17 protein-coding genes are annotated in these 24,150 nt (G+C 65.6%); 11 read left to right on the top strand and 6 right to left on the bottom strand.

What is annotated here, in order from left to right; genetic code table 11:
* Positions 1–173: 173 nt before the first annotated feature.
* A complete protein-coding gene (gene galE, locus U9J33_RS04205; RefSeq protein ID WP_054436580.1) occupies positions 174–1,178 on the top strand; it encodes a UDP-glucose 4-epimerase GalE in 1,005 nt (334 codons plus the stop codon).
* 93 nt (positions 1,179–1,271) lie between these two features.
* Here galE and U9J33_RS04200 read toward each other — a convergent pair whose 3' ends face one another.
* The 3 genes from U9J33_RS04200 to U9J33_RS04190 form a co-directional block, all read right to left on the bottom strand.
* On the bottom strand, positions 1,272–4,430 hold the full coding sequence (locus U9J33_RS04200) for an autotransporter outer membrane beta-barrel domain-containing protein (protein WP_324698092.1): 3,159 nt from the start codon (positions 4,428–4,430) through the stop codon (positions 1,272–1,274).
* Between the two features lie 65 nt (positions 4,431–4,495).
* The gene (locus tag U9J33_RS04195) at positions 4,496–5,437 is read right to left on the bottom strand and encodes an intradiol ring-cleavage dioxygenase (RefSeq protein ID WP_324698090.1); all 942 of its coding nucleotides are present in this window, start codon (positions 5,435–5,437) and stop codon (positions 4,496–4,498) included.
* A 151-nt stretch (positions 5,438–5,588) separates the two neighbouring features.
* Positions 5,589–6,383 (bottom strand): response regulator, encoded by a 795-nt coding sequence (locus U9J33_RS04190; protein WP_054436586.1) that lies wholly within the window; start codon positions 6,381–6,383, stop codon positions 5,589–5,591.
* A 677-nt stretch (positions 6,384–7,060) separates the two neighbouring features.
* On the opposite strand from U9J33_RS04190, the gene U9J33_RS04185 reads away from it, so the two are divergent.
* The 4 genes from U9J33_RS04185 (at position 7,061) to U9J33_RS04170 (ending at position 11,552) form a co-directional block, all read left to right on the top strand.
* A complete protein-coding gene (locus tag U9J33_RS04185; RefSeq protein ID WP_324698087.1) occupies positions 7,061–9,211 on the top strand; it encodes an ATP-binding protein in 2,151 nt (716 codons plus the stop codon).
* Positions 9,211–10,194, top strand: a complete 984-nt coding sequence (locus tag U9J33_RS04180) for an autotransporter outer membrane beta-barrel domain-containing protein (RefSeq protein WP_324698085.1) — start codon at positions 9,211–9,213, stop codon at positions 10,192–10,194. The genes U9J33_RS04185 and U9J33_RS04180 overlap by 1 nt, the downstream gene beginning before the upstream one ends.
* Positions 10,195–10,315: 121 nt before the next feature.
* Entirely contained in the window at positions 10,316–10,486 is a 171-nt protein-coding gene (locus U9J33_RS04175) for a hypothetical protein (RefSeq protein WP_324698083.1), read from the top strand.
* A 133-nt stretch (positions 10,487–10,619) separates the two neighbouring features.
* Positions 10,620–11,552 (top strand): glycosyltransferase family 2 protein, encoded by a 933-nt coding sequence (locus U9J33_RS04170; protein WP_324698081.1) that lies wholly within the window; start codon positions 10,620–10,622, stop codon positions 11,550–11,552.
* Positions 11,553–11,557: 5 nt separating this feature from the next.
* Here U9J33_RS04170 and U9J33_RS04165 read toward each other — a convergent pair whose 3' ends face one another.
* A complete protein-coding gene (locus tag U9J33_RS04165; protein WP_324698079.1) occupies positions 11,558–13,042 on the bottom strand; it encodes a lipopolysaccharide biosynthesis protein in 1,485 nt (494 codons plus the stop codon).
* Positions 13,039–13,890, bottom strand: a complete 852-nt coding sequence (locus U9J33_RS04160; protein WP_324698077.1) for a hypothetical protein — start codon at positions 13,888–13,890, stop codon at positions 13,039–13,041. Before U9J33_RS04160 ends, U9J33_RS04165 begins: the two co-directional genes overlap by 4 nt.
* Positions 13,891–14,297: 407 nt before the next feature.
* Between U9J33_RS04160 and U9J33_RS04155 the strand changes: the two genes are divergently transcribed.
* The 5 genes from U9J33_RS04155 (at position 14,298) to U9J33_RS04135 (ending at position 21,791) form a co-directional block, all read left to right on the top strand.
* On the top strand, positions 14,298–16,760 hold the full coding sequence (locus U9J33_RS04155; RefSeq protein ID WP_324698075.1) for a mechanosensitive ion channel family protein: 2,463 nt from the start codon (positions 14,298–14,300) through the stop codon (positions 16,758–16,760).
* A 181-nt stretch (positions 16,761–16,941) separates the two neighbouring features.
* Positions 16,942–18,093: a glycosyltransferase gene (locus U9J33_RS04150; protein ID WP_132469416.1), complete on the top strand. Its 1,152-nt coding sequence runs from the start codon at positions 16,942–16,944 to the stop codon at positions 18,091–18,093.
* Positions 18,090–19,220, top strand: a complete 1,131-nt coding sequence (locus tag U9J33_RS04145; protein ID WP_324698073.1) for a glycosyltransferase family 4 protein — start codon at positions 18,090–18,092, stop codon at positions 19,218–19,220. The genes U9J33_RS04150 and U9J33_RS04145 overlap by 4 nt, the downstream gene beginning before the upstream one ends.
* Before the next feature lie 45 nt (positions 19,221–19,265).
* Positions 19,266–20,609 carry an O-antigen ligase family protein gene (locus tag U9J33_RS04140; RefSeq protein WP_324698071.1) on the top strand — a complete coding sequence of 448 codons (1,344 nt, stop codon included), beginning with the start codon at positions 19,266–19,268 and terminating at the stop codon, positions 20,607–20,609.
* A 141-nt stretch (positions 20,610–20,750) separates the two neighbouring features.
* Positions 20,751–21,791 (top strand): hypothetical protein, encoded by a 1,041-nt coding sequence (locus U9J33_RS04135; protein ID WP_132469417.1) that lies wholly within the window; start codon positions 20,751–20,753, stop codon positions 21,789–21,791.
* Here the strand turns inward: U9J33_RS04135 and U9J33_RS04130 are convergent.
* On the bottom strand, positions 21,782–22,906 hold the full coding sequence (locus U9J33_RS04130) for a glycosyltransferase family 4 protein (protein WP_324698068.1): 1,125 nt from the start codon (positions 22,904–22,906) through the stop codon (positions 21,782–21,784). The genes U9J33_RS04135 and U9J33_RS04130 overlap by 10 nt on opposite strands.
* A gap of 163 nt (positions 22,907–23,069) precedes the next feature.
* Between U9J33_RS04130 and U9J33_RS04125 the strand changes: the two genes are divergently transcribed.
* Complete coding sequence (locus U9J33_RS04125) at positions 23,070–24,122, top strand: hypothetical protein (protein WP_324698066.1); 1,053 nt, start codon at positions 23,070–23,072, stop codon at positions 24,120–24,122.
* Positions 24,123–24,150: the final 28 nt, after the last annotated feature.

The raw sequence follows: 24,150 nt of genomic DNA, 5'->3' as shown, positions 1-24,150 counted from the left end.
CCAAGGGCCCTGCGCCGGGGAACTGCACCGACAGCTCTCGTCTCCGGATGTTGCACCGTTATGGCGCCGTTCCCCTCGACGTTTCGTTTGACGCTCCGTGACGCGCGGCATATCCCTCCGAAAAGGCTGCAAACTGCCTTCCAGTCCCTATTGCCGTCGGACATAGCGAGACCATGACTTCCAGACCCCCCGTTCTCGTCACCGGCGGTGCCGGCTATATCGGCAGCCACGCCGTTCTTGCGCTCAAGGACGCCGGCTGGCCCGTCGCCGTGATCGACAACCTGACGACCGGCTTCCGTTTCGCCATTCCCGAAGGCGTCCCGCTTTACGAAGGCGACATCGAGGATGCCGACCTGCTGGCCCGGATTTTCGCCGAACAGGGTACAAAGGCCGTCATGCACTTCGCCGGATCGATCATCGTGCCGGAATCGGTCGAGAATCCGCTGAAGTACTACCACAACAACACGGCCAGGAGCCGGGCGCTGATCGATGCCGCGGTCAAGGCGGGCGTGCCGCACTTCATCTTCAGCTCTACCGCGGCCACTTACGGCATTCCCGAGGTTTCGCCCGTTACCGAGGACAGCCCGAAGCTGCCGATCAATCCCTACGGCATGTCCAAGCTGATGACGGAGATCATGCTGGGCGACGTCGCGCGGGCGCACCGCTTCAACTTCTGCGCGCTGCGCTACTTCAATGTCGCAGGCGCCGATCCACAGGCCCGCACCGGCCAGTCCACGGCGGGCGCCACGCACCTCATCAAGGTCGCCGTGGAGGCCGCCCTGGGCAAGCGCAGCCATGTCGCCGTATTCGGCACCGATTTCGATACTCCCGACGGCACCGGTGTGCGCGACTACATCCACGTATCCGATCTCGCCAATGCCCACGTCCTTGCGCTGGAAGCGCTGATCGCCGATCCGGCGCGGTCGCTGACGATGAACTGCGGATATGGCCAGGGCTTCTCCGTCCTCGACGTGCTGGATGCGGTGGACCGGGTAACGAACCTCACGATCGACCGCCGCCTCGAAGGCCGCCGCGCGGGCGATCCGGATTCGCTCATTTCGGACAATAGCCGCATCAAGGCGACACTGCCCTGGACGCCGAAATACGCGGACCTGCCCACCATCGTCGAACACGCGCTCGCGTGGGAGCGCAAGCTGGACCAGATTCGCGAAGGATGAACGAAAAGGGGATGAACGAAAAAGGCCCCGGCAGGATGTCCTGCCGGGGCCTTTTCGGTTTGCGCCGCAATCCGTTCGGCAGCCAACGCCCGATCAGAACGCGATGCTGAGAGACGCGCGGGTCGAAAGATCGGTAGCGTCGCTGGTGCGTTCCATGCGGGCAGTGATCTTCCACGTGAAGTCGAGTCCGCCCGCCAGCATCGAGACCTCGCTGACCCAGGCTCCCTTGAGGCTTTCCGGCGTGATCGTGAAGGCATCGCCGGCATCGTAAGTGTCGCCGCCGTTGAAGTAGGCAGTCGTGCTGCCGAGCTTGCCGGAGACGAGTTCGCGGCGGCCCGCCTCCACCTGGAACGTCAGCGGGTGCCAGTCGGGAGAGATCGTGCCCAGCGAGTAGGAGGCCGTCAGTGTCGGCGTTACCGTGGTGGCCTTGCTGGTGCGGCTTGCCACGGTCAGCGCCATGGCGTCGGTGTCGGCGGTTTCGCTGTAGCCGTTCTCCTTCAGCCAGAACTGCTCGAGTTCGACCTTGGGCTTGAGATTAAAACGGCGCGACATGTCGAAGCGGTAGGACGCGCCGGCCAGGCCCGAGAACAGCCAGCCGCTCCACTTGCCGTCCGCGGCATAGGTGAAGTCGGTATCGTCGATGGTGCCGGTGAAAGTGCGCGTCGAATCCACCGAAATCCGCGAGGCGCCGATACGCGCCCACGCCATGAACGGCCCCTTGGCATTGCGCCAGAACAGGCCAAGGTCATGCTGGCCCACATCGAGATTCCCGGTGCCGCCGTTGTCCGTCACGCTGCCCTGCAACCACGCATAGGACACGCCGAAGTAGCCCAGCGAAGTGCGCCGCTCGACGCCGCTGGAAAGCCCCCATCCGCTGGCCTTGTAGCCCGCGGTCGACCCCGCATCCTTGCTGGTGCGCCAGTAGACCGGCTCGAACCAGCCGCCGATGTCGGAGATGGAGAACATCGACGATTCGTCCGAAAGATGCCGCGCGGCCATGCGGTCGCCGTGAGTCACCGCATCGAATACGCCGCCCGAATGATCGGGAAGCAGCGCCGAGACCTGGGTCTGGAGCGTTGCCGAATCGTCCACGTCGAGCAGGCTCGCCGTCAGCGAATCATCGTTCTGTGCGGTCGAGTAGATCGCATCCCAGGCCGATGCTTCGCTGCGCGTCAGGCCGAGTTCGGCGGTCGTCTTGCGCTCGATGGTAAGATAGACGCTGTTGTCATCGGTCGAAACCTCGCCGTTGTAGATGAACGGCAGGTCGGTCTCGGTCGAGTTCAGCGTGCCCTGAACATCGAGGCTGCTGGCAGTCAGCACCGTGTAGGTGCCCTCGGCATCGCCGAGGTCGGTGACTGTGGCCGTGATCTTGGTCCCGCTTTCCAGCGTCGCGTTCGCCACGTTGATGAGCGAACTCGTACCTTCCTGGGGATCGACGTAGACCCCCAGGATACCGCCGGACTTCACGATGAGGTTGCCGAAGCTGATGTTCTCCGCCTCGCTCGCTGTAAGCTTGGAACCGCTGCCGACCGTGACGGTCAGGTTGTCGGCATTGCTGAAGTTGCCCGAATAGACCGAAGTGCCGGAAAGCGACAGCGTGCCGTCGTTTCCGGCAAAGTCCATGGTGCCCACGAAGCTCGACGTGCCGGCAAGCGATGCCGTTCCCCTACCGCTGCCGAAGTAGACATCGCCGGTGTAGACGGTGTTGCCGGACAGGCTGAGCGTGTCATCGCCGTTGCCGAAATAGGTATCGCCGGTGATCGTGCCGGTCGAAGCACTGAGCGTGTCATTGCCGGAACCAAGCAGGATGTTCCCGGTGATGCTTGCATAGATGGTCGGATCGGTATCCGTGTCGTTGTCTTCGAGATATTCCGCGCTGGTCTCGGCGTCCGCATCGTTGAGGTACTGGCTGATGGTCACGCCGGTCGTGTTCGCGGACAGGTCGAGCGCGGTCGTCGTGTCGGTGTCGGAGCCGGTTGCGGAAATGAAACCGGTGTTGTCGATCGTGGTCAGCGTGCCGGAAAGATCGCGGACCGCGGTGGAGGAACCGTCGCCCTGCGAGGTGATGCCCGCCGCGATCGAGCCGCTGTTGTAGAGGCTGGTGACAGTGCTGCCCTTGTTGATGAGCAGGGCGGTCGCCGCCGAATCGTATGTCGTGGCGCTGAGAGTGCCGGTCACGCCGATGCCGTCTGTCAGGGTGACGTTGCCACCCTGCCCGCCGATCACCAGGCCATAGGCGTCGGTCTTGCTGTAGTACGAGTTGGAACTGACGGTTCCGTCGATGGCGATCGAATAGGTCCCGGAATTGCTGGAAACGCCGCCGACCGTGATGTCGCTGGTGCCGCCCACCTGGATGGCCGGGCCATTGCCGTAGGACACGACCGCGCCGGTGCCTTCCTCGTCGTCATCGACACCGTCATTGTCTTCATCGTCGTTGGTGCTGTCATTGTCGACCGGCGGAGCAGCCACATAGATGCCACCTGCAACGTTGCCGGTGATGTCCACCGTCGCAGTGCCCGAGCGCAGCGCGGCGCGTGAAAGCACGACGGTGTTGCTGTCGTCATCGGTGTAGGAGGCCCGATTGGCCACCGTGCCCTGAATGGTCACGGTGCCGGTCACGTCTCCGCCGACCGAGAGCGCGGTCGCCCCGGCGCCGGTCGCATAGACGGTGCCTTCCACGGTAACGTCACCGTCCACCGCCTTCGTCGAGATGCCTACGGAATTGTCGCCGATCACGCTGATGGTGCCGGTGTTCGTGATATCGCCCACATAGTCGCTGTCCACGACGATGCCGCCGGAAACCTGGCCTTCCACCGTGATCGTGCCGGCGTTGAGGATCGAGCCGCTGGTCGCCGCGCCGGACAGGACATGAATGCCGTAGCGATTGCTGGCCGAGGCGCTGTCCGAGCCGGTCGTCTCGGGAACGTAGTCCTCGGTCACCGCGATCGAACCGTCCTCACCAACGGCAATCGTCGAGGTGGTGCCGGCATTTACGGTGATGCCGGTCGCACCGTCGGCATCGTCGAGCACGAGCCCGCCTTCGACGTCTACGGCGTTGCTGCTGTCGACGGTGACCGCCGACCCGCCGGCTAGCGTGATCGTGCCGTCCTCGGTCACGGTAACATCGCCTGCGCTGGACGTTACCAGCGGCGCGGTCGTGTCGGTGGAAACCTTTGTGGCGGCAAGGGTGGGAGCGGCGACGAGGGCAAGGACCAGCGCGCCGATGCTGGAAGACGTGTGAAGCGAGTTCATGTCTGGAATCTCGTGATGAGCGTGAAAGCGGTATCCGGTGCCGCCTCTCGGCCGGCGCCGGAGATTCAGGCGGCGATGCCGATGAGCGCGGTGCCGGTGTATCCGGCCGTCAGGCTGCCGCTCAGCGTCGGCGTCATCTGCGCCAGTTGCGCGGAACTGTTGTCACCGAAGACATTGTCCGACGACAGCGAGATCGCGTTGTAGTTGGCGATGCTGGCCGTATAACGCGTATCGCCGGTGAACACGGCGGTGTTGGTGGCAGCCGGCATGGCAAGCTGCGAGATGAGACTGGCCGTGCGGCCGGTGCTTGCCGAAGTCAGGCCGCCCGTGAAGATCTCGAAATGAATGTGCGGCCAGCGTCCCGAGTAACAGGCGGGATAGATGGTCGTGAACGTCACCTTCCCCTCGCTGTCGGTCACCTGCACGCCGCGCAGGTAGCTTTCGGTGGTGACGCCGCTCGAATAGAGCGAGTACTTCCCGGCGGCATCGCAGTGCCAGACATAGATCGCCGCGCCTTCTATCGCCGCGCAGCCGTTGTTCACGTCGACGAGTTGCAGTGTCAGTTCCAGTGCGACACCGGCGGCGGTCGTCGTCGAATTGATGAAGCTGGAACGGATATCCGAGCGCACCACACCGCTCACGGTCAGCACGTTGGAGGTCGAACCGCTTGCCGTGTTGGTGCCATCGGCGGGATAGGGGCCGTTGGTTTCGGTGGGATCGGCGATGCAGGTATCGGCGGAACTTCCGCCCGACGAGGTGGACGAAGAACTGGTCGACGAAGTGCTGGACGAAGTCGTGCTGGAACTGCTGGTGGAACTCGTGGAACTGGACGAGCCGGAGCTTCCCGAAGACGAGGCACCGTCATCCCCTCCACATGCCGCAACGCCCGCCACACTGCCCGCGCTGGCAAGAATGGCCAGCGCCCGGCGGCGTCCTATCAGGTTCTCGCCGAATGCCCGCCCGATGGTCTGAAGATCATGGGCAAGCCCGCGGTCATGGTCGTCCATTGAAATATCCCCTCGTGTCGCAATTCGCGCGACGCCCGGAGGACCGGTGCCGCGGATCAGGTCACGACGAGGATTGAAAGCCGGCAGTTGCCACCGGATTTCAGATGCATTTCATCTCTGTAGCCGCACGGTCCGTCCCGGCGGCCGATGCTCATCTGGCTGAAATGTCGCCCGAGACCGAGGGCACGAAGAGATACCCCTCATTGCGCACGGTGCGGATGATGTCGCCGCCACCATCGCCTTCGGCAAGCTTGCGGCGCAGGCGGGAAAGCTGGACGTCGATGGCGCGATCGTAGTGATCGCTGTCTTCCCCGCGCGACCAATCGAGCAACTGGTCGCGCGTGAGGACACGTCGCGGGTGCTCGGCGAATGCCCGCAGGAGGCGGAACTCGCCATCCGAAAGCGAGATCAGCCGGTTGCCGGGATCGAACAGCAGGCGCAGGCCCAGGTCCATCCGCCATCCGCCAAAGTGCAGACACTCCCCGGAATGCACGTCGTTGACCGGCGTCGCTTCCAAAGGCGCGGCCGCAACGACCCGCTCGGCCACCCCGCCCACTGCCGCGCGGCGGCGCAGGACGGTGCGGATGCGGGCCAGCAGTTCGCGCGGATTGCACGGTTTCGCCAGATAGTCGTCCGCACCCATTTCCAGGCCGACGATGCGATCGACGTCGCTTCCCACGGCCGAAAGCATGATGACCGGCGGCGCATCGGGTCCAAGCTGGCGGAGTGCGGTAAGGCCATCTTCGCGCGGCATCATCACGTCCAGCACGATGAGATCGAAATCCTCGCGCGCCAGCAGTTCGCGCATCGCCGAAGGATCGGCGGCAGTCTGCGTGGCGTAGCCATGCTTGCCCAGGAACTCGCCGATCAGCGAGCGGATGCCTTCATCGTCGTCGACGATGAGGATGCGGGTCTGAAGGTCCATCGGAGCACGTTCTAGGATCATTGTGCGCCAATAGGAACCCCGCGTTCCACCCGGATTTCAGCCCCTGTTACAGCTTGTGACAGCCCGTAACAGGCGTGAAATGCCGGTGAAATCCGCAGGCAAAGTCCCGCGCCGAACAAGATGGCCATGAACAACCCAGTTCGTCAGGTTCCGTCTTGGATGGCCTGCAGCGCGGACCCCGTCGCATCCCCCGCGACTCCCGCAATGATGCTGCATGTCTCCGATACGGCCGGAACCACCGTCCGGTTAGCCACCGCCAAGGCGCCGGTCGGTGCCGGGCCCGTCGCAGCGGCAGGTCACGTAGTCGCACCCGCCCTGTCCTGCGACGGCCCCGGAACTATATCCACGCATCGGGGATGGTGCGGAACCGGACCCGATAGTGACACAATCGCATGGTACCGGCCGCTCAAGCCCAGTCGCGGTGCCCGGCGCCGCGCGACAAGAGTTTTCCTTCCAGCCTCGCGAGTGAGGGCACCGCTGCTGGAACGGACCCGAGGTGACCGTCCTCGCAGGCTGGCCTTGTGCCGGCTCGCGGGGGCGCGGAGCGGGGTCGGAAGGGACGTGTCCCTCCTTTCCGAGCCCGCTCCGCATCTCTCTTCCCCATCCCGCAGCGGAACGGCGCGCAGCCACATGGTGACGTCTCGAAATCGCCGCGAATTCGTGGCATGGGGCCTGAAATGAACCTGCCCCGCCTTTCGAACCGGATCGGCCTTCCCCTGGCGATGCAGATGATCGCCATCCTGGTCTGCGCCCTGATCGGCGCCCAACTCGTCACGCTCGCGCTTACCGTGCTGCTGCCGCCCAGCCCGACCGCGCGCTGGAACATCGACGAGGTGGCCAGCGCCCTCACCGCCAGCGACGTGCCAGACCGGCTCGAGCGCAAGCCGATGATGGGTCCGCCCGACGTGAGCGGACAGGGCTGGCTCGTTTCCGAATCGTCGCGCGACGCACTTGCCAGCCGCCTTGGCCGCGAGGGCAAGGACGTGATTCTCGCCTTCTACACCCAGCTTCCCGTCGGCGGCGTCGCCGTGCCGAGCAACACCCGCTCGCCCCTCGCCATGGTGCAGGGCAAGGCCGCACCCGCCTCGCTGTCCTCGGTTCTGGTCGGCTCGGCGGAAGCGCAGTCGATTCCCGGCGGCCCTCCCCCCGGTGGAAGCCCCGGGCCGAGCGGAATGCCCGGTGGCCACTTCCCCGGCGGAATGCCTCCCGGCGGCTCGATGCCCCGCGTTCCCGCCATGCCCGGTGGAGCCCGTCCGGGAGGACGCATCCCCGGCGGCGCGATCCCCGCCGCCACCGCACCCGGTGGCCACCGCCCCGGAAGCGCCGGTGCAGGCGGTCAGCCGGGTGGGCAGGCCCCCGGAGGCGGCATCGGCCGCCCTGGCGGCGGCCAGCCCTCGCAGGGCCAACCTTCACAGGGACAGCCTTCGCAGGGACAGCCCGGCAACGCCGGCGCCCAGCCGGGCAGGACGCCGAACCAGGACGGTCAGCCCGGACAGATCGTCGGCCCCGGCGGGCGTCCCGGCGGGATGATCGGTCCGGGCGGCGCCGCTGGGCTGGGCTCGGGCCTTCTCTCGCCGGCCATGCCCACGATGACCGACATTCCCCGCGCCACCCTGCCGATCGCCACGCCCGATCCGCTGCCGACCCCCGTCGCGACAACGCGCCCCCTGTCTCTCCAGATTCCCCAACCCCCGGTCATGCTCGCATCCACGGCCGCTCCGGCAACCACCGTGGCAACGGCAGCGCCTGCCACGCCGCCTGCCGCCGCGACGCGCACCACACCGCTGCCCGTCGTTCCCGGCACGCCGCAACCGATCCCCTTCCGCCACGTCGACAGCGGCTTCTTCGCGCTCACCTCGCCGCCGTTCATCGAAGGCGATTTCGTGGCCGCCGCACGCCAGCCCGACGGACAATGGCTTGCCGTAGCGCCGCGCGCGGAGCCGTTCCCCAACGCCTGGCAGAAGCGGGTCATGCTGTGGTTCGCACTGTCGTTGGCGATCATCAGCCCGCTGGCATGGCTGTTCGCCCGGCGCATCGTGGTTCCGCTGAAGGACTTCGCGCAAGCCGCCGAACAGCTCGGCCGCGACCCCTCGGCCACCATCCTGCCGCTGTCCGGCCCTGCCGAGATCGGGCGGGCGGCCAATGCCTTCAACCAGATGCGCAACCGCCTGCGCGCCTTCGTGGATGACCGCACCGCGATGGTCGGCGCCATCAGCCACGACTTGCGCACTCCCCTCACCCGCCTTCGCTTCCGCATCGAGGACGTTCCCGACGAGCAGCGCGAAGGCCTGCTGAAGGAAGTGAGCGAGATGGAAGCCATGATCAGCGAGGTCATCGCCTTCATCCGCGATGCCTCGACCCCGGGACCGCGCGAACGCGTCGATTTCGCGGAACTGATCGCCGGCAGCGTCGCCGACGCACAACTCGTAGGCGGCAAGGTGACGATCGAGCACAACCTGCACATTCCGGTCGATGTCGATCCGGTCGGCATCCGCCGCCTGCTCGGCAACCTGCTGGAAAACGCGATCAAGTACGGCGAGAGCGCAAGGGTCCGCGTGAGCCTGCACGATGGCGAGGCCGTGGCGGAAATCGTCGACACCGGGCCCGGCATTCCGGAAGACGAGTTCGACCGCGCTTTCGAGCCGTTCTATCGTTCCGAAACGGCGCGCACCTCGGGTCAGAAGGGCAGCGGGCTCGGCCTTGCGGTGTGCCGCTCGATCGCGCGCGCCCATGGCGGCGATGTAAGCTTCGTTCATGGCGGCGACGGATTCGCCGCCCGCGTCACGGTTCCGGCCGCCTTCGATCCGACGCTGCGAAAGGCGGCCTGATGCCCGCAAGATCGATGGCCTGCCTGCTTTGCGCAGGCCTTGCGGCAGCGTGGTTGCCCGGCTGCGCCGCAGCGCAGGAGACTGCCACAGCGCAGGACACTGCCGCCGCACCTGCCCCCGAACTCGCGTCGACCGACGCCACTTCGCAGGCTGCATCAGCCGATCCCGCCGACACGGCTCCCCCGCAACCCGTCGATCCCTGGACGATCACGCTGTCCGCCGGGCTGAGCAACCGCGACGACGGCCCCGATGGTTCGTGGCAGACGCTGTCCCTTACCCGCCAGATCGGGCGCGGATACGTGCGCGGCGGCGTGATGCGCTATCACGGTACCCTGATCCAGGCCGACACCGCGCTCCCGTCCGATTACTACGTCGGCACGCTTGGCGCAGGCGGCAACTTCGACAACTGGGTCGTCGACGGCTGGGCCAGCTACGGCCGTCAGGTCTACGGCAAGATCAGCACCGACTGGGGAAGCCGCCAGAGTTCGGGAGCCAGAAGCAGCGCCTATTATGCACTGGGCGGTGACTTCGGACGGATTTTCCCGCTTTCGCCCCGATGGTTCGTGACGCCGACGATCGTCGGTTCCTACGCACAGGGACGCCTGCTCCGCCCCGCCCCCACCGGAACCGGCCTGGTCGATCTGGAAACCCGGGAACCGACATGGACGCTGGGCAGCACTGTCCGCCTCGATCATGCGTTCGGCGAAAATGGCGACCATTATGCCGGCATCTCGCTTTCCCGTAACTGGACCAGCAACGCCGTCTCGCAAGTCAAAGTCGGCCAGTTCGAGAGCCTCGAAGAGATCCCCCGCAGCGGACTGCTGGATTCGCGCCACTATTCAGACGGATGGTGGGAGGTGGGCATCAGCGCCAACATGAAGCTGGCGGACAGGCTCCATCTCGACCTCTACGCCTCTCGCAGTTTCGATGCGCTCGCGGGCAACACGATTTCCGGCGGCATCTCGCTACGAAAGGCATTCTGACGGCGGAGCCGACGGAACATGCCGGGCCCGCCCGCGCGCAAATGAACCATTAGCGGGAACCGGCAAGGCGTTCATCCATTTGTTTCTCAACGGCAAATCGCCGAACGCACAGGAGAAGCACATGTACCGCAGACTGGGCTGGGGCCTCGGCATCCTTTCCGCCACCACCATCCTGCTGTCGGCCTGCCATGACGACCGCCCCGGACGCCACCATCCGCCCCGGCACGAACACGGCGACCGCGACGGTCACCGGGACCGGGACGATCATCGTCCGCCGCGCCGCCATAACTGAACGACTGCGGCGGTTGCGCTCCTGCCGCCACAAGGACGAGCGACTCACCCCTTCGTCCAGCTAGTCCCGCGCCGCGAAGACCCGTAATAATCGCCGGGAACGGCAACTTTGCCCGTCTTCAGGAGCGCCAGCGATGCCACGGGCTTCCATCACGGTCGTCGTGCCTGCCTATCAGGCCGGGCATACCATCGAGCGGACGGTCCGCTCGGTGTTCGGCCAGCCCCATGTCGATACGCGGGTCATCGTGGTCGTTGACGACACGGGCGAGGAAACCCGGTCCGCCGCGCAGTCCATCGCGGATACGCGCCTTTCCGTGATCTTGAACGAGGCCAATCTGGGCGCGCAGAAGAGCCGGAATCGCGGGCTCGCCCTCGTCGAAACCGATTACGTGATGTTTCTCGACGGCGACGACTTCGTGATGGGCGACCTCTTCCGCGGCCTGCTGGACGCCGTGGAGAACGGAGCCGACGTCGCATTCGGCCCCTGGCTTCGCTACAATGAAGCGGCCCCTTCGGCGGAACTGCGGCGCGAACGGTATAGCAACGCCGAAGACCTGCTGGACCGGTGGCTGGTTCGTCGGCGCTGGACACCGCCCTGTGCGGTGCTTTGGCGTACCGATTTTGTGCGCAGCATCGGCGGGTGGGACGAAGCGGTGCGGCGCAACCAGGACGGTGAAATCGTGTGCCGGGCCGCGCTCGCAGGCGCGCGGCTGGCACATTCGGACCGGGGTTGCGGCGTCTATGTCCAGCACGATTCGCCGCTGCGCATCTCCGCGAACCGTTCCACTTTCGGCGATCTCATAGACGTGGCCGAAAGCCTGCTGCGCCGGCCGTCGGACACGGTGCCGGACGAAAGGCGCGCACGGATCATCGGCGAATACTTCTACTGGCTTGCCGACAGCGCCTTTCGGCGGGGGGACATGGCGCAGGGCCGCCGCGCGCTTCAGCGCAGCCTCTCGCTCGGCGGCAAGGGCGCGCACCTTGCGCCGGTTCCCAAGCTCGGCGCGGCGGTATTCGGGCTGGAAGGCTACCGGAAGGCCGTTGCCTGGCTCACGCCGCGGCGCTGATGCCTTCAGCCCTTCTGCGGATGGCGGCGGAAGCGGTCCGGCAGCAGGTTCGCGGCCAGCCGGATCATCTCCGCCATGTCGCGCCGCCCGCTCGCGGTGCAGAAATGGGCCGCAACGGTGCCTCCGTAGCTGCACAGGACCGCAACCGTAAGCGTGACGACGGTAGGCAAACCTTCCCCCAGCCGCGAAACCACCGCCCAGGCAAAGACGCCCCCAAGCAATGAGGGCACCTGCGCCTCGTACAGGAAACGCTGGGACACCGGCGTGCCCTTGGTCGCATAATAGTAAAGTGCGGGAGTCGTCAGGAGCTGGCCGAAGAAATAGGCGGCCGCCACCCCCACCGCGCCCCAGCGCACCCCGATGAAGAAGCTGATCACGCTGATCGTGCTGGAGAAAATCCCCCAATACATCATGCGCCGGGTCTTCCCGCTGCTGATGTAGAGCCAACCGGTCGTGTTGGGCACGGTCTGGACGATCGCGGTGAGGCTGAGCCAGAAGAAGATCGGGCTGGCGGCGCTCCACCGCGATCCCAGCAGGAAAGGCACGAGCCGATCGCTGCAGATCGCCGCCGCCAGGATGCCCGGCAGGGACAGCAGCGCAAGCGCGCGGATCGCCCGTTCATAGACCCGCCGATATCGTTCCGCATCGTCCTGGAGCCGGCTCATGACCGGAATCATGACGCGGCTCAGCGGCTGGTTCACGTTTTGCAGGGGAAACAGCATGAGCTTGTAGCTGCGATCGTACAGGCCGACCGCGTCCGCACCCTCGGCCTTGGCGATGATGACGTTATCGAGATTGCGGGCGAAGAAGTTCACGAGATTGAAACCCGTAAGATTCGCTCCGAACACCACGAGATGGCGCACCCCGGCGAAGCGCGCGCCCATTCGCGGGCGCCAGGTGCAGGATGTCCAGACCATCACCGTGCTGACGCTCGCCCCCAGCAGCGCCCCCAGCCAGATCGCCCAGTAATTGCGCAGCGCAAGCGCGGCCAGCGCGGTGAAGACGAACGTCGACACGGCCACGGCGATATCGTTGATGCTGAGCGTATGGAAGCGAAGGTCCCGGTTGAGCAGGGCCTGATGCTGCAACTTCAACCCCGAGACGAGGACGGTGAGCCCGGTGGCCGCCGTCACATATCCCGCGCGGTAATCGCCGTAGAACCAGCCCGCCAGCGGTGCCAGGATCACCATGACCAGAGCCGCTGCGACCGAGACGAACACGTTCAGCCAGAACAGGGCATTGGAATGCTCCGGGTCGAGATCCCGCGCCTGCACGACCGCCTGCGTGAACCCCAGGTTCTGGAAGATCAGGATCAGGCCGGTAAGCGGCGCCACCATGGCGCTGATGCCGTAATCCGCCGGTGAGAGAATACGCGCGACCACGATCGTGGTCGCCATCGTGGCGAACACCTTGACAATCTGGGATGCGGCGGTGGATGCCACCCCCCGCGTGGCGTGGCGGCCGATATCGTCGCTGCCGGCCCTCGTCATTCGGACACCGCCACCGCAGGAATGCCCTGCGGCATGAGCAGGGGATTGCCGAAACGATTGACCAGCGCGGAAATCTGCGCGTCGTTCTGCAGCATGTTGTCGTCGTAGAGGCGGCTCGCCTGGGAAAAGTCCCAGGTCATCTGCACGAAGCGCGGTCCCACCTTCCGGTAGAGCGCGCCTGCCCGGCGCGCACACCAGTAGAACCACAAGTCGTCGGCGGAAGGTGCGTATCGCTCGTAGAGTTCGCGCTCCGTCACGTCGGGATGGAAGCACCCGGGCGGATAGAGCACCCCGCCGATCCCCGTGGGCATGAGATCGATGGACGGAGCGTGCGCGGCATCGTCCTGAACGTCCCAGCCCCAATCGGCATAACGGGCCAGCGCCCCGCCCGCCCCCATCTCCAGCCGGTGCGCGCGCAGACAGGTGATGACGCCCTTCGTTCCGGCCTGTCCATCGACGAGTTCGGTCAGCCAGGAAGGCTTGTAGAAGACGTCATCGTCGGCAGTGGCGATATAGGCTTCGGGAAAGGCGCCGAGCGCATAGACGAGCTTCTTGTAGCTGCGCACGTCGTCGACCAGCCGCGGTTCGACCCGCCCGTCCAGCAGTTCCCGCACGGCAGCGGGCAGGGATTCCTCGTCACCGCGCGCCAGCCACAGGACGATGCGGTCAGGCACGGTGTCCTGCCGCAGCAGGCTTCGCAGCGTGAGGTGGAGCGTGGGATATCGCGGCGGAAAGGACGTCAGCGAAACGATCAGCGGGGCCCGCAGCGGATGCGGCCGCCTCTCGCCCTCGGGATATCGGCCCGCATAGCGCCGGTACTGGCGCCCGGTCCACAACCGGATTGCCACGGATCGCGGCAGAACTGCAAAGATGAACTGCCTGGCCAGCTTACTCACACAAGCCCCCGCGCCTCAAAGCCACCGCGCATTCATCGCGGCCACCCGGCAGGTTCTACCCAGCCGCCCCGGGATGCGCCATTACCCTGAATAGCGCCGCAACCATCCGAATTTCCTGAACTATACCGGGCAGTTCGGCGATCGGCACGACGATGGCCTCGACGCCCGCGCCCCGGCCGAAGCACGCTCCGAAACCGAAGCGGAAACTTCGGCCGATCTTCCGGGGCCTTGCCAGCGGCTCCGGCGCGGGCATAAGGAAACGCTCTATTGTCTTGCCTTTCCGGCGCCGGCCCATGCTTCGCCGCTGGCGCTGGGCGGGGGTACCCTTGAAGCCGCGCCACTCTGAAGGATACGCAGGGTTGAAAGACCGCAACCGCATCGCCGTCGGAAGTGCGGGCCTCGCCGCGATCGCGCGGTGCGTGCTGGCCATTGTCCTTATGCTGGCTGCGGGAAGCGCGCTGGCCGCCCAGCCTGCCACCCAGCCTCCCGCGCTTTCGTCTGCCATCGCCTCGGCGCTCCCCAAGGCCGACCCCGCTCCCGAGCCTGCTCCCGATCCCGTCAGGAAAACGCCGAGCGAGGCGGTGGCCAGCTTCGATGCGGATGCCAGGCATGCCGAGGCCGTCTTGCGCACGGACATCTCACGGCACGACTACGACGAAGTGCGCGAACTGAACCTCCTGCGCGACCGTCTTGCGGCCGACCGCGATCTGGCTCGCGGGATTGCCGATCGCAGCAACCTCGATGCGCGAATCATACAGGCCCAGATCACCGCGCTCGGCCCGCTGCCCGAATCCGGCAAGACCGAAGCCTCCGCCATCACCGACCAGCGCAAGGCACTCGACGCGCGCCTTTCCGTTGCTCTCGGGCCGGTCCTTCGCGCCCGCGAGGCACAGGCGCGCGCGGCAACCCTCGTCTCCGATCTCGACGAACGGATCGCGGCGATAGACCGCCTGCGCAAGTCGGAGCGCGCCTCTTCCGTGCTCGATCCCCGCCTCTGGCTGACCTTCGCCGGCGATGCCCGGCGCGGTGCCGAAGCCATGGCGGCGGGCTTTGCGCGGGGCTACGAGGCTATCGGCTTCCTTGGCCTCGCCAGCCGGGTGCTGGGCGCAGCGGCACTGATGCTGCTGGGCCCGTTCGCGTCCGCATGGCTGCTGCGCGTGTTGAGCGCCAGGCTGGCAAAGCGGATCGAAAACGTGGAGCAACTGGCTAGCCGGTTGCTGATCGTGGTGCTCGAGGATGTTTCCACGGCAATCGCGCTGTTCTTCGGCATAGGCTGCACGATCGCCGCCATGGGCCTCGTGCTGAAACCGTTCGTCACCATCGCCGTACTGGTCCGGCTCAGCACCATCTTCGTGCTTGCGGCGCTGATCGTCGCCATCACCCAGTGGCTTGCTAAGGGAACGCTGCAATCGCCCTTCGTCCAGTTGCGTCTGGTGCGGCTGCGGCCGGCCCTTGTCGACAAGGGCGTATCGACGGTCCGCTGGATCGGCGTGGTCATGGCGATGGAAGCCATCGTCGAGGCTCTCGAGCAGGCCGGTTTCGCGTCTGCCACCGCAATCGACCTCATTTCGGGATTGCTGCTGATCCTGGGCGGCGGGCTGATCTGGGTGCTTGCGAACCTGCTTCACAAGGGCCGCGAAGGCCAGGACGAAGCCACGGCATCGGGCGGCAAGCCACCAGAAATGCTAGACTTTGCATCGCCGTTAAGCCGAATTCTCAAGCTGCTGGTGATTGGCAGCGTCTCCGCCGCGCTTGTCGGCTACATCATCCTCGCGCGTGAAATCTTTTCGGACGCGGTGCTTTCGATCGCGGTCATCGCCATCGCCATTTTCCTGCACCGGCTGATCTCGCTGGTGCTCGGCCTGCTCGCCGAAGGACGGTTCAAACGCTACCGCACGACGCTGCACTTCGTGCCGATGCTGACCGGGCTCTTCATAACGCTTTGCACCGTGCCGATGCTGGCAGTGACCTGGGGCTACAACAGCCGCGAGATCGGCGATGCCATCGTCACGCTGCGCAGCGGTGTCACGATCGGCCAGGTGAACCTGTCGGCGGGCGACATTCTCACCTTCGCCTTCATCTTCCTTGCCGGCTACGTCGCCACACGCTGGACCCAGCGGATCATCAACCTCTCGATCCTGCCGCAATTCGGGCTGGACCGGGGCTCACAAGCCTCGATCGTGACGATGATCGGCTATGCTGGGATCGTGCTGGCCGCGGTCATCGCCATCGCCAGCACCGGACTGGACCTTTCCAGCCTCGCCTTCGTTGCCGGGGCCTTGTCGGTCGGTCTCGGCTTCGGCCTGCAATCCATCGTCGAGAACTTCACCAGCGGCGTGATCCTGCTGATCGAACGGCCGATCCGCGAAGGGGACTGGATCGAGGTCGGGAACTTCTCCGGCATCGTGCGAAAAGTGTCCGTCCGCTCGACCCACCTGGAAAGCTTCGACCGTCACCAGATCATCATTCCCAATTCCCAGCTCATCACCGGCAGCGTGAAGAACCTGAGCCTGGGGGCGGCACTGGCGCGCGTGGTGGTGCCGGTTGGGGTGGCGTACAGTTCCGATCTCGAAAAGGTTCGCGCTGTCCTGCTGGAGATTGCCCATGCGAACCCAGGCGTGCTTCCGTCGCCGGCACCCAGCGTGACGCTGGACGCATTTGCCGAAAGCTCGATCAACATGCGCCTGCTGCTGTTCGTGCCCGACGCGACCGATGGCGCATCCATCGCCTCGCAAGTCCGGTTCGCCATTGCCGAACGGTTCGGCAAGGAAGGGATAGAGCTGCCCTTCCCGCAGCGCGAAGTGCGAATCCGCAGGGATTGATGCCCCATTTGAAGAGCTTGGGCCACGCATCCGGCGCATCGCTACCGCCGGATATCCCTTCTGCTCAATCATCTGGATCGCCCTCTCCACCCTATTGAGGCATCGATTGCCCAATTATGGTGAATCGCTCTTGGCGGGCCTGAACGCTACGCTCCACCGGCAAGTCGCCAGAGGAGAACGCATGAGGCCAGACCCGCCGCTCCGCGCGCTCTTCGTCATCAATTCACTTGCTGGCGGCGGGGCGGAACGCGTCTTCACCACGCTGGTCGAACAGCTCAGCGGCCCCCGCAGCGACTTCGCGATAACCGTCGCCCTGCTCGATAACGAGGCCGAGGAAGCCTACCTCCTGCCCGAGAACGTACCGATCGAACGCCTCGATGCGAAGGGCGGCCTGCTGCGCAGCGTCCGGGGCATGCGCAGGCTGGTGCGCCGCTCCCGGCCCGACGTCGCTCTGTCGTTCCTGTCGAGAGCCAACGTCGCGACGCTGGCGGCGATGCGGCAGACCGGCGGCGCAACCGTCATCAGCGAAAGGGTGAATACCACCGCCCACCTGAAGCACGGCCTGTCCGGCCTCGTCAGCCGGTTGCTGATCCGCAGGACCTACCCGGCGGCCCGGCAGGTCATCGCCGTGTCCCAGGGGGTCGCCCGGACGCTGGAAACCGACTTCGCCATTTCGCCCGACAGGATTCGCGTCATCCACAACCCCGTGGATGTGGACCGCATTCGCGCCCGCGCCGCGCTCGAACCGGCGATCGAGGTCACGCGCGACGATTTCGTCACGATGGGACGCCTCGTGGACAACAAGAATACCGCCATGGCCATCCGGGCCCTGGCCACGGCACCCGCACGCGGCAACCTGATCGTGCTGGGCGAGGGCCCGCTGCGGGAGGAACTCGCGCATCTGGCAGCTTCGCTCGGCCTTGAAAGGAGAGTGCGCTTCGCCGGCTTCCTCGCCAATCCCCATGCCGTGCTGGCCCGCGCCGGATGCTATCTGCTGACGTCCAATGCCGAAGGTTTTCCCAATGCCATGCTGGAAGCCATGGCCCTGGCGCTTCCCGTAGTGGCGACGGACTGCCCCTCGGGTCCGGCCGAAATTCTCGAAGTCACGCTTGGCGATGCGCCTGCGGTGTTCGGTTCCGGCGGCGCGCTGGTGGCGATGGACGATGCGCAGGCCATGGCGACCTGCATGGGCCGGCTGATCGCGCAGGATCGCCCCGCCTTTTCCGAAGCGGCGGCCAGACGCGCGGAATCGTTCTCGCTCGACCAGGCCGTCGGCGATTTCCGGAAATCGCTGATCCAGGCGGTCGCCGCGAACCGGATGGCGGCGACATGAAGATCTGCGTCACCGGCCTGCGCGGGATCCCCGGCGTCATGGGAGGGGTCGAGACTCACTGCGAGGAACTGTTGCCGCGTATCGCCGCCACGCTGGTCGATACCGAGATCGAGGTCTGCTGCCGCGCACCTTATGTCGATCCGGCGATGACCAGCTTTCGGGGCGTTGCGCTCAAGGCGCTCTATTGCCCCACCGGCCGTTCCAGCGAAGCGATCATCTCCACGCTGTTCAGCATCCTTTACGCCCGCACCCACGGGGCGACGGCGATTCATATCCACGCGGTCGGCCCCGGCCTGCTGGCGCCGCTCGCCCGCCTGCTCGGCCTGAAGGTCCTGCTCACGCATCACGGTGCCGACTACGAGCGCGAGAAGTGGGGACGCGGAGCGAAGTGGATGCTGCGGATGGGCGAAAAGCTGGGCGTCCAGTTCGCCAATACGGTCGTTTGCGTATCCCCCTCGCTCACCGCCCGAATGAAGGAGCGCTATCCGGGCAGGGCCGAACATGTCGATTTCATCCCCAACGGCGTCAGCGCGCTGCCGCCATGCCCCCAGCCCGACGACGTCCTGCTGGCCGAAATGGGGCTCCAGCCCGGAAACTATCTGTGCTGCGTCGCCCGGCTGGTTCCCGAGAAGGGCATCCACTACCTGATCGAAGCGCATGCCCGCAGCGGGGACCCGCGCACGCTGGTCATTGCCGGAGCCGCGAAGAAATCGGATCGGTATGCCCAGAAACTGGCCCAGATGGCCGGGGCCAATGTCCGCTTCCTCGGCATGGTGCCCCGCGCGCAGCTCGGCGTCCTGCTCCGCAATGCCTCGCTCTTCGTGCTGCCCTCCTTCCATGAGGGACTGCCTATCGCCGCGCTAGAGGCGCTGGCCAGCAACTGCCCGGTCCTGCTCAGCGATATCCAGCCGAACCTCGACCTTGGCCTTCCGGCCGATTGCTACTTTCCGGTTGGCGATGTCGGTGTCCTGGCTGCGCGCCTTTCCCGCCGCGACAGTCCGCGCCGCGCCGAACTGCCCGTGGAAGCCCTGATGGACTGGGACGAAGTCGCCCAGCGCACCGCCGTTCGCTACCGTGAAATCCTGAGCAGGAGCCACCAAGATTCAGCCCTCAAACCTGCACGCTGAAGGCAAGGCATTGGCACGCGCCGCCCTTCCTTCCGGGAGAATTCGATGCTGGCGCTGACCGTCGGAAGCCCTCCCATACCGCAGTTCCTGATGGTCCCGACCATGATGCTCTACTGCGTCCTGGTCGCATTGCTGTGCCTCAGGATCGGCAGGTCCGCGCAGTTCCTGGTGATCGCCTGCGCCGTTCGCCTCGCCATGTCAGCACTGCCCCATTTCTCGTTCTCCGCATCGCCTGCGGGGCTGAGCTGGAACGCGCTGGTCTCGGTGCTGGTCGTGGGCCTGGGCATCCTGCAATTGCGCCGAAGCCGCGCGGTCCCGATCGTAGTGGGAGCGATCGCCCCCCTGCTCCTCGTGATCCTGCTGAGCGCGACCTTCAACGACGATGCATCCGGCAGCACGGAAAGCCTGGTGAAATATGCCTACTTCACCGTCATCGCGCTCGCGGCCTACGACGCCTTCGTTGCTGACGGCGCCGGCAAGGTGCTGATCCGGGTCCTGTTCACCTTCCTGCTGCCGCTTTTGCTCCAGTCCTACAGCCTCGTCCTGGGCATCGCCAAGGCGACCGAGAGCGACGGTTCGGCGTCCTACATCGGCGGCTACAACCACGAAGCCAGCTTCTCGATCATCCTGCTCACCGCGCTTCTCGCGGCCGTGCTCAACCCGGATCTCCGGCGATTGGTGAAGCTTGCGATCGCGGTCGTCTGCATCGGCGGGATCGCGGCCGCCAACTACCGGACCGCCATCATAACCGCCGCGCCGATCACTCTTGGCCTGCTGGTCTCGGTCCTGACCTCCGCCGTCCGGCCGAGCCAGCGCCCCGTCGCCACCATCCTTGGCGGGCTGCTGGTGCTGGCCTGCCTTCCCGTGCTTCCCATCGTGGCCGGCGATCGTTTCGATGCCATCAGCACGATCGCCTCGCACCCGGAAATCCTCACCAAGGCGCCCGCCGAATTCAGCCGCGACGACCAGGCCCTGCTGTCAGGCCGGCTGCTGCTCTGGAGCCAGTACGTCACCGCCTGGGAGGAAAGCACCCCCCGCCAGCACATGTTCGGATACGGCGCCAATGCCTGGGAGGGGCGCTATCGCTACTATGCCCACAACACGCTGATCTCGACGCTCTACGAACTGGGCTTGCTCGGCGTCGCGGCGATGCTGTTCCTGTGGCTGTGGATGTTCTGGCTGGCGCTGACCGCGCGCACGCCGGCCCGCTTCGTCCTCATCATGGCGCATCTCGGCTTCTTCCTGCTGAACATGGCGACGATGCCGTTCTGGATGATCGAGGGGCTGCTGTTCTACAGCCTGCTTTGCGGTTTTACTGTCCACGCCTCGCTCATGACCCGGCCCGCGCCTCGGCCCGTCGCAAATCTTGCTGCGCCCCATCCCGTTTGACCGGATAACCGCCGGTTCCGGCGTTGCCCTGCGCCTTGCCCGGGATAAGATTTCGCGCGTCGTTCTTCGCAATCCCTGCGGAGATATACTCTCGTGTGCTCGCAAAGAGCCGAAAAAATCGCCAAGTCATTGAGTAAAAATATGATAAAAACTTCGGTCGTCGCACTCTCCCTGCTTTTCGCAGGTCTTTCCAGTTCCGACATCGGCGAATCGATCGCCCGGTTCAGCCCTTTTGCCGCCGCTCCGGTCATGTTCGCCCAGGCATCCTCCACGGCCACGGCCTTCAGGATGCCCGCAATCACCGCGCCGCAACTCTCCTCCGGCACCTCGTGCAAGGCCATGACCACCCTGCGCCTCGGGCCGACTTCCGCCAGCCTGAAGAAGGTCTGCGCGGTTGACGGCAAGATTCTCGTCAACGGCAAGAACGCCACCGGCTTTGCGATGGAGGACGTCAAATCCCTGCGCTACGGGCCGCTCCTGCGGGGCGAGAACGTCCCCAACATCCAGGTCCAGCGGGTTTCCGAAACGGCGGCCCGCGCGGATTCGGTGCTCGGCCTCGGTCTGGTCAACGTCAGCAATGGCATCGGCAAGGCGGTGTTCCGCGATCTCGTGTGGATCGGCGACAAGAACTACCCGTCGATCAACAGCGACGATGCATGGGCCGCCATCGCACTAAAGGGCAAGGACGCCAACGACATCGGCTCCTTTGCGATCAGCAATTTCGACTTCCAGAATTTGTTCATGAAGTCCGGTAGTTACTATCAGAACGTCGACGGCATCTCGACCGAGGCGGGCTATTCGGGGACGATCTCCAACGGACGCGTCCTGAATGCCAGCGATGCCTGTCTGGACATCAAGGGCAAGGTCAGGGTGGACAATGTCTACCTTGCCGGTTGCCGCCAGGGCATCAAGGCATGGACCGACCAGAGCCACGGCCTGGTCGAACTGGGCACGAACCGCTTCGTGGGCATCATCGGCAAGGGCACCAAGACCAAGACCCGGACCATCACGATCGACGTGCTCATCGCATCCGGCGATCCTTCGGTTCCGCTCTTCCGTGCCGAGGATGGTGTAGTGAACCTGCGGATCGGCAGGCTCGTTTCCAAGACCGGGCAGGTGCTCAACAGTTCCAGCAGTTATTCCGGGTCCACCGTGACGGTCGGGCAGCGGGTCTATTTCTGATCGGATCCCCGCCGGCCAGACAGGCCGCGGTAGACTTCCATGACCCGTTTCGCATGGCTGGCCGCGCACAGGGTTTCCCTGGCGCGGCCACGTGCATCGGCGAAGGCGATTGGATCCGAACCCGCCAGCGCGCCGCGAACGCTCCGGGCGAATGCTTCAGGCCCCGCGTCCAACGGCACGAGCACCCCGCCGCCGAAACGGCGGCCGGTCTCGCCCAGTCCCGCATCGTCGGTGGCCACATAGGGCACGCCCAGTATCAGCGCCTCCAGCGGCGTGCGCCCCAGGGGCTCGTCGATGGCGGGGATGGCGAGAAGATCGAGCATGGCGATGTTCTCCTCCACCGGCAGGCGGAAACCGGCAAAGACGACCCTGTCGGCAATTCCGAGCTGCCGCGCGAAATCTTCAAGGTCCTGCTGCGTTTCATCGACCTCGCGGCCGAAGATCACGAAAGCCGCCTGCGGAAGCTCGATCAGCACCGCGCGCGCCATCTCCAGGAAGAAGCGCGGCCGCTTGCGGTGCGCGAAATTGCCGATGAAGCCGATCAGCGGCCCTTCCCCGGCAACCCTGTGACAAGCAGCGAAGGCATTCCTGAGCGCCTTGCCATCCACGTCCTCGGCCAGTTCCACGGGATTGTCGATCAGAACCGACCGGCTCCTGAGCCACTGCGGCAGCCGCTGCTCCACGGCCTGCGAGATGCAGATGATGCGCTGGGCCGTGGCGATCACGGCAAGGTTCGGGGCCACCGGACGGTTGAAGGCGCGGTTGTGGTAGACCACCGGAATCCCGCGAAGCCGCGCCGCCGGTCCCCAGCTCTGGAGTGCCGACAGGTCATTGCAGTGCACGAACGTACCCTCGGGCTGGCCTGACAGCAGCGACAGCCGGCGCGGCAGCAACCGGGCCTCCGTCGCCAGGCCGTGCCGGAAGCTCGGGGATTCGCCGAGCGGCCAGATGGTGAAACCGCGTTCGCGCGCCACCTGCTCTATCAGGCTGTCTCGCGGCGCGGCCACCACCACTTCCACCCCGTAGTCCTGCTGAAGCGTCCTGCCGAGCGTGAAGGAGGAAACGTGGCTGCCGCCGATCTTCTCATTGGTGAACGGAAAGACCACCCTGTCCACGCGCATCGGTTCCCTGCCTTCCTGGTGTCGCCCATCATCGCCAAGAGCGCGGCGCCGCCGCGGTTCGGGCGGGCCATGCCCTAAGACTTAATCGCAATTGTGCAGCGGCGCCCATGAAACTAGCCAATGCAATTAGGTATATGGCAGCGATCCAGAAGGATTCATGGCACGAGTCTGGTGCTTTCCCGGCGAAGAGAACCGCCACAGCAATCCCTACACGGCGATCCTGATCGGACAGCTTCGCCGACTGGGCCATTCACCTTCATCGCCCGGCTGGAAGGAACGCTTCACCGGCACCTGCGACATCCTGCACCTGCACTGGCCACAAAAGGTCATACAGCCGGGCCTCCTGCGCAGCTTGCGGACGATCGCAGCCTGGGCGGTGTTTCTCGCGCTCCAGAAGGCGCGCGGCGCGAAGATCGTCTGGACCATGCACAATGCCGTCTCTCACGAACAGTTGCGCCCCAGGCTCGAAAGGTTCTGGATGGCGCGGTTCATGGCCCTGCTCGACGGTATCCACGCCATGTCGGAGAGCAGCCTCGCGCAGGCCCGGCTCCGTCACCCGGTGCTGACCCGCATTCCGGCTCTGGTTGCGCCCCACTGGACTTATTCCGGCGCCTATCCGCCGCCTGCCGCCACCATCGGCCTGCGCCGCGATACGGTCTCATTCCTCGGCGACATCAAGGGCTACAAGGGCCTCGACGACATGCTCGCCGCGCTGGAGAACGCTGAACCGGACAGTCGCCGCTATCTGGTCCACGGCCTGCCGGAGAGCCCCGCCGAAGCCGCCGCGCTGGAGGCCCGGCTCGCCGCCCTTTCCGGGCGCGGCTGGAGAATGGAGTGGGTGCTTACCCGGCTCAGCGACCAGGAGATGGCGGACCGGCTCAACGAGACGCTGATCCTGCTCCTGCCCTATCGCCGGGGCGAGAACAGCGGCCTCGCCATCCTGGCAGCCGAGCGCGGCACGCCGGTGATGGTGTCTGGAATCTCCGCCTTCTCGGGCCTTCTCGACGAACTGGGGCCGCCGCGGGTGACGGCGATCAACGCGCCTTTGTCGCACCGGCAGATCGCCGAGGCCGCCCAGGCGGCCGCCGCCGTGGCAGGGGCAGTGCCGCTGCATTTCGTGGCCCGGCGTTCGCCCGAGAGAGTGGTTGCAGAGATTTCGAATTACTACCTGTTTCTGATGGATTCAGGGGGCAGAAAACTCCCAAGATGACAGTCGATTTCCACGTCCTCCGGAAGGT

The sequence above is a fragment of the Novosphingobium sp. RL4 genome, assembly GCF_035658495.1.
Classification (GTDB): domain Bacteria; phylum Pseudomonadota; class Alphaproteobacteria; order Sphingomonadales; family Sphingomonadaceae; genus Novosphingobium.
This window is presented reverse-complemented; position numbering and strand designations above follow the sequence as displayed.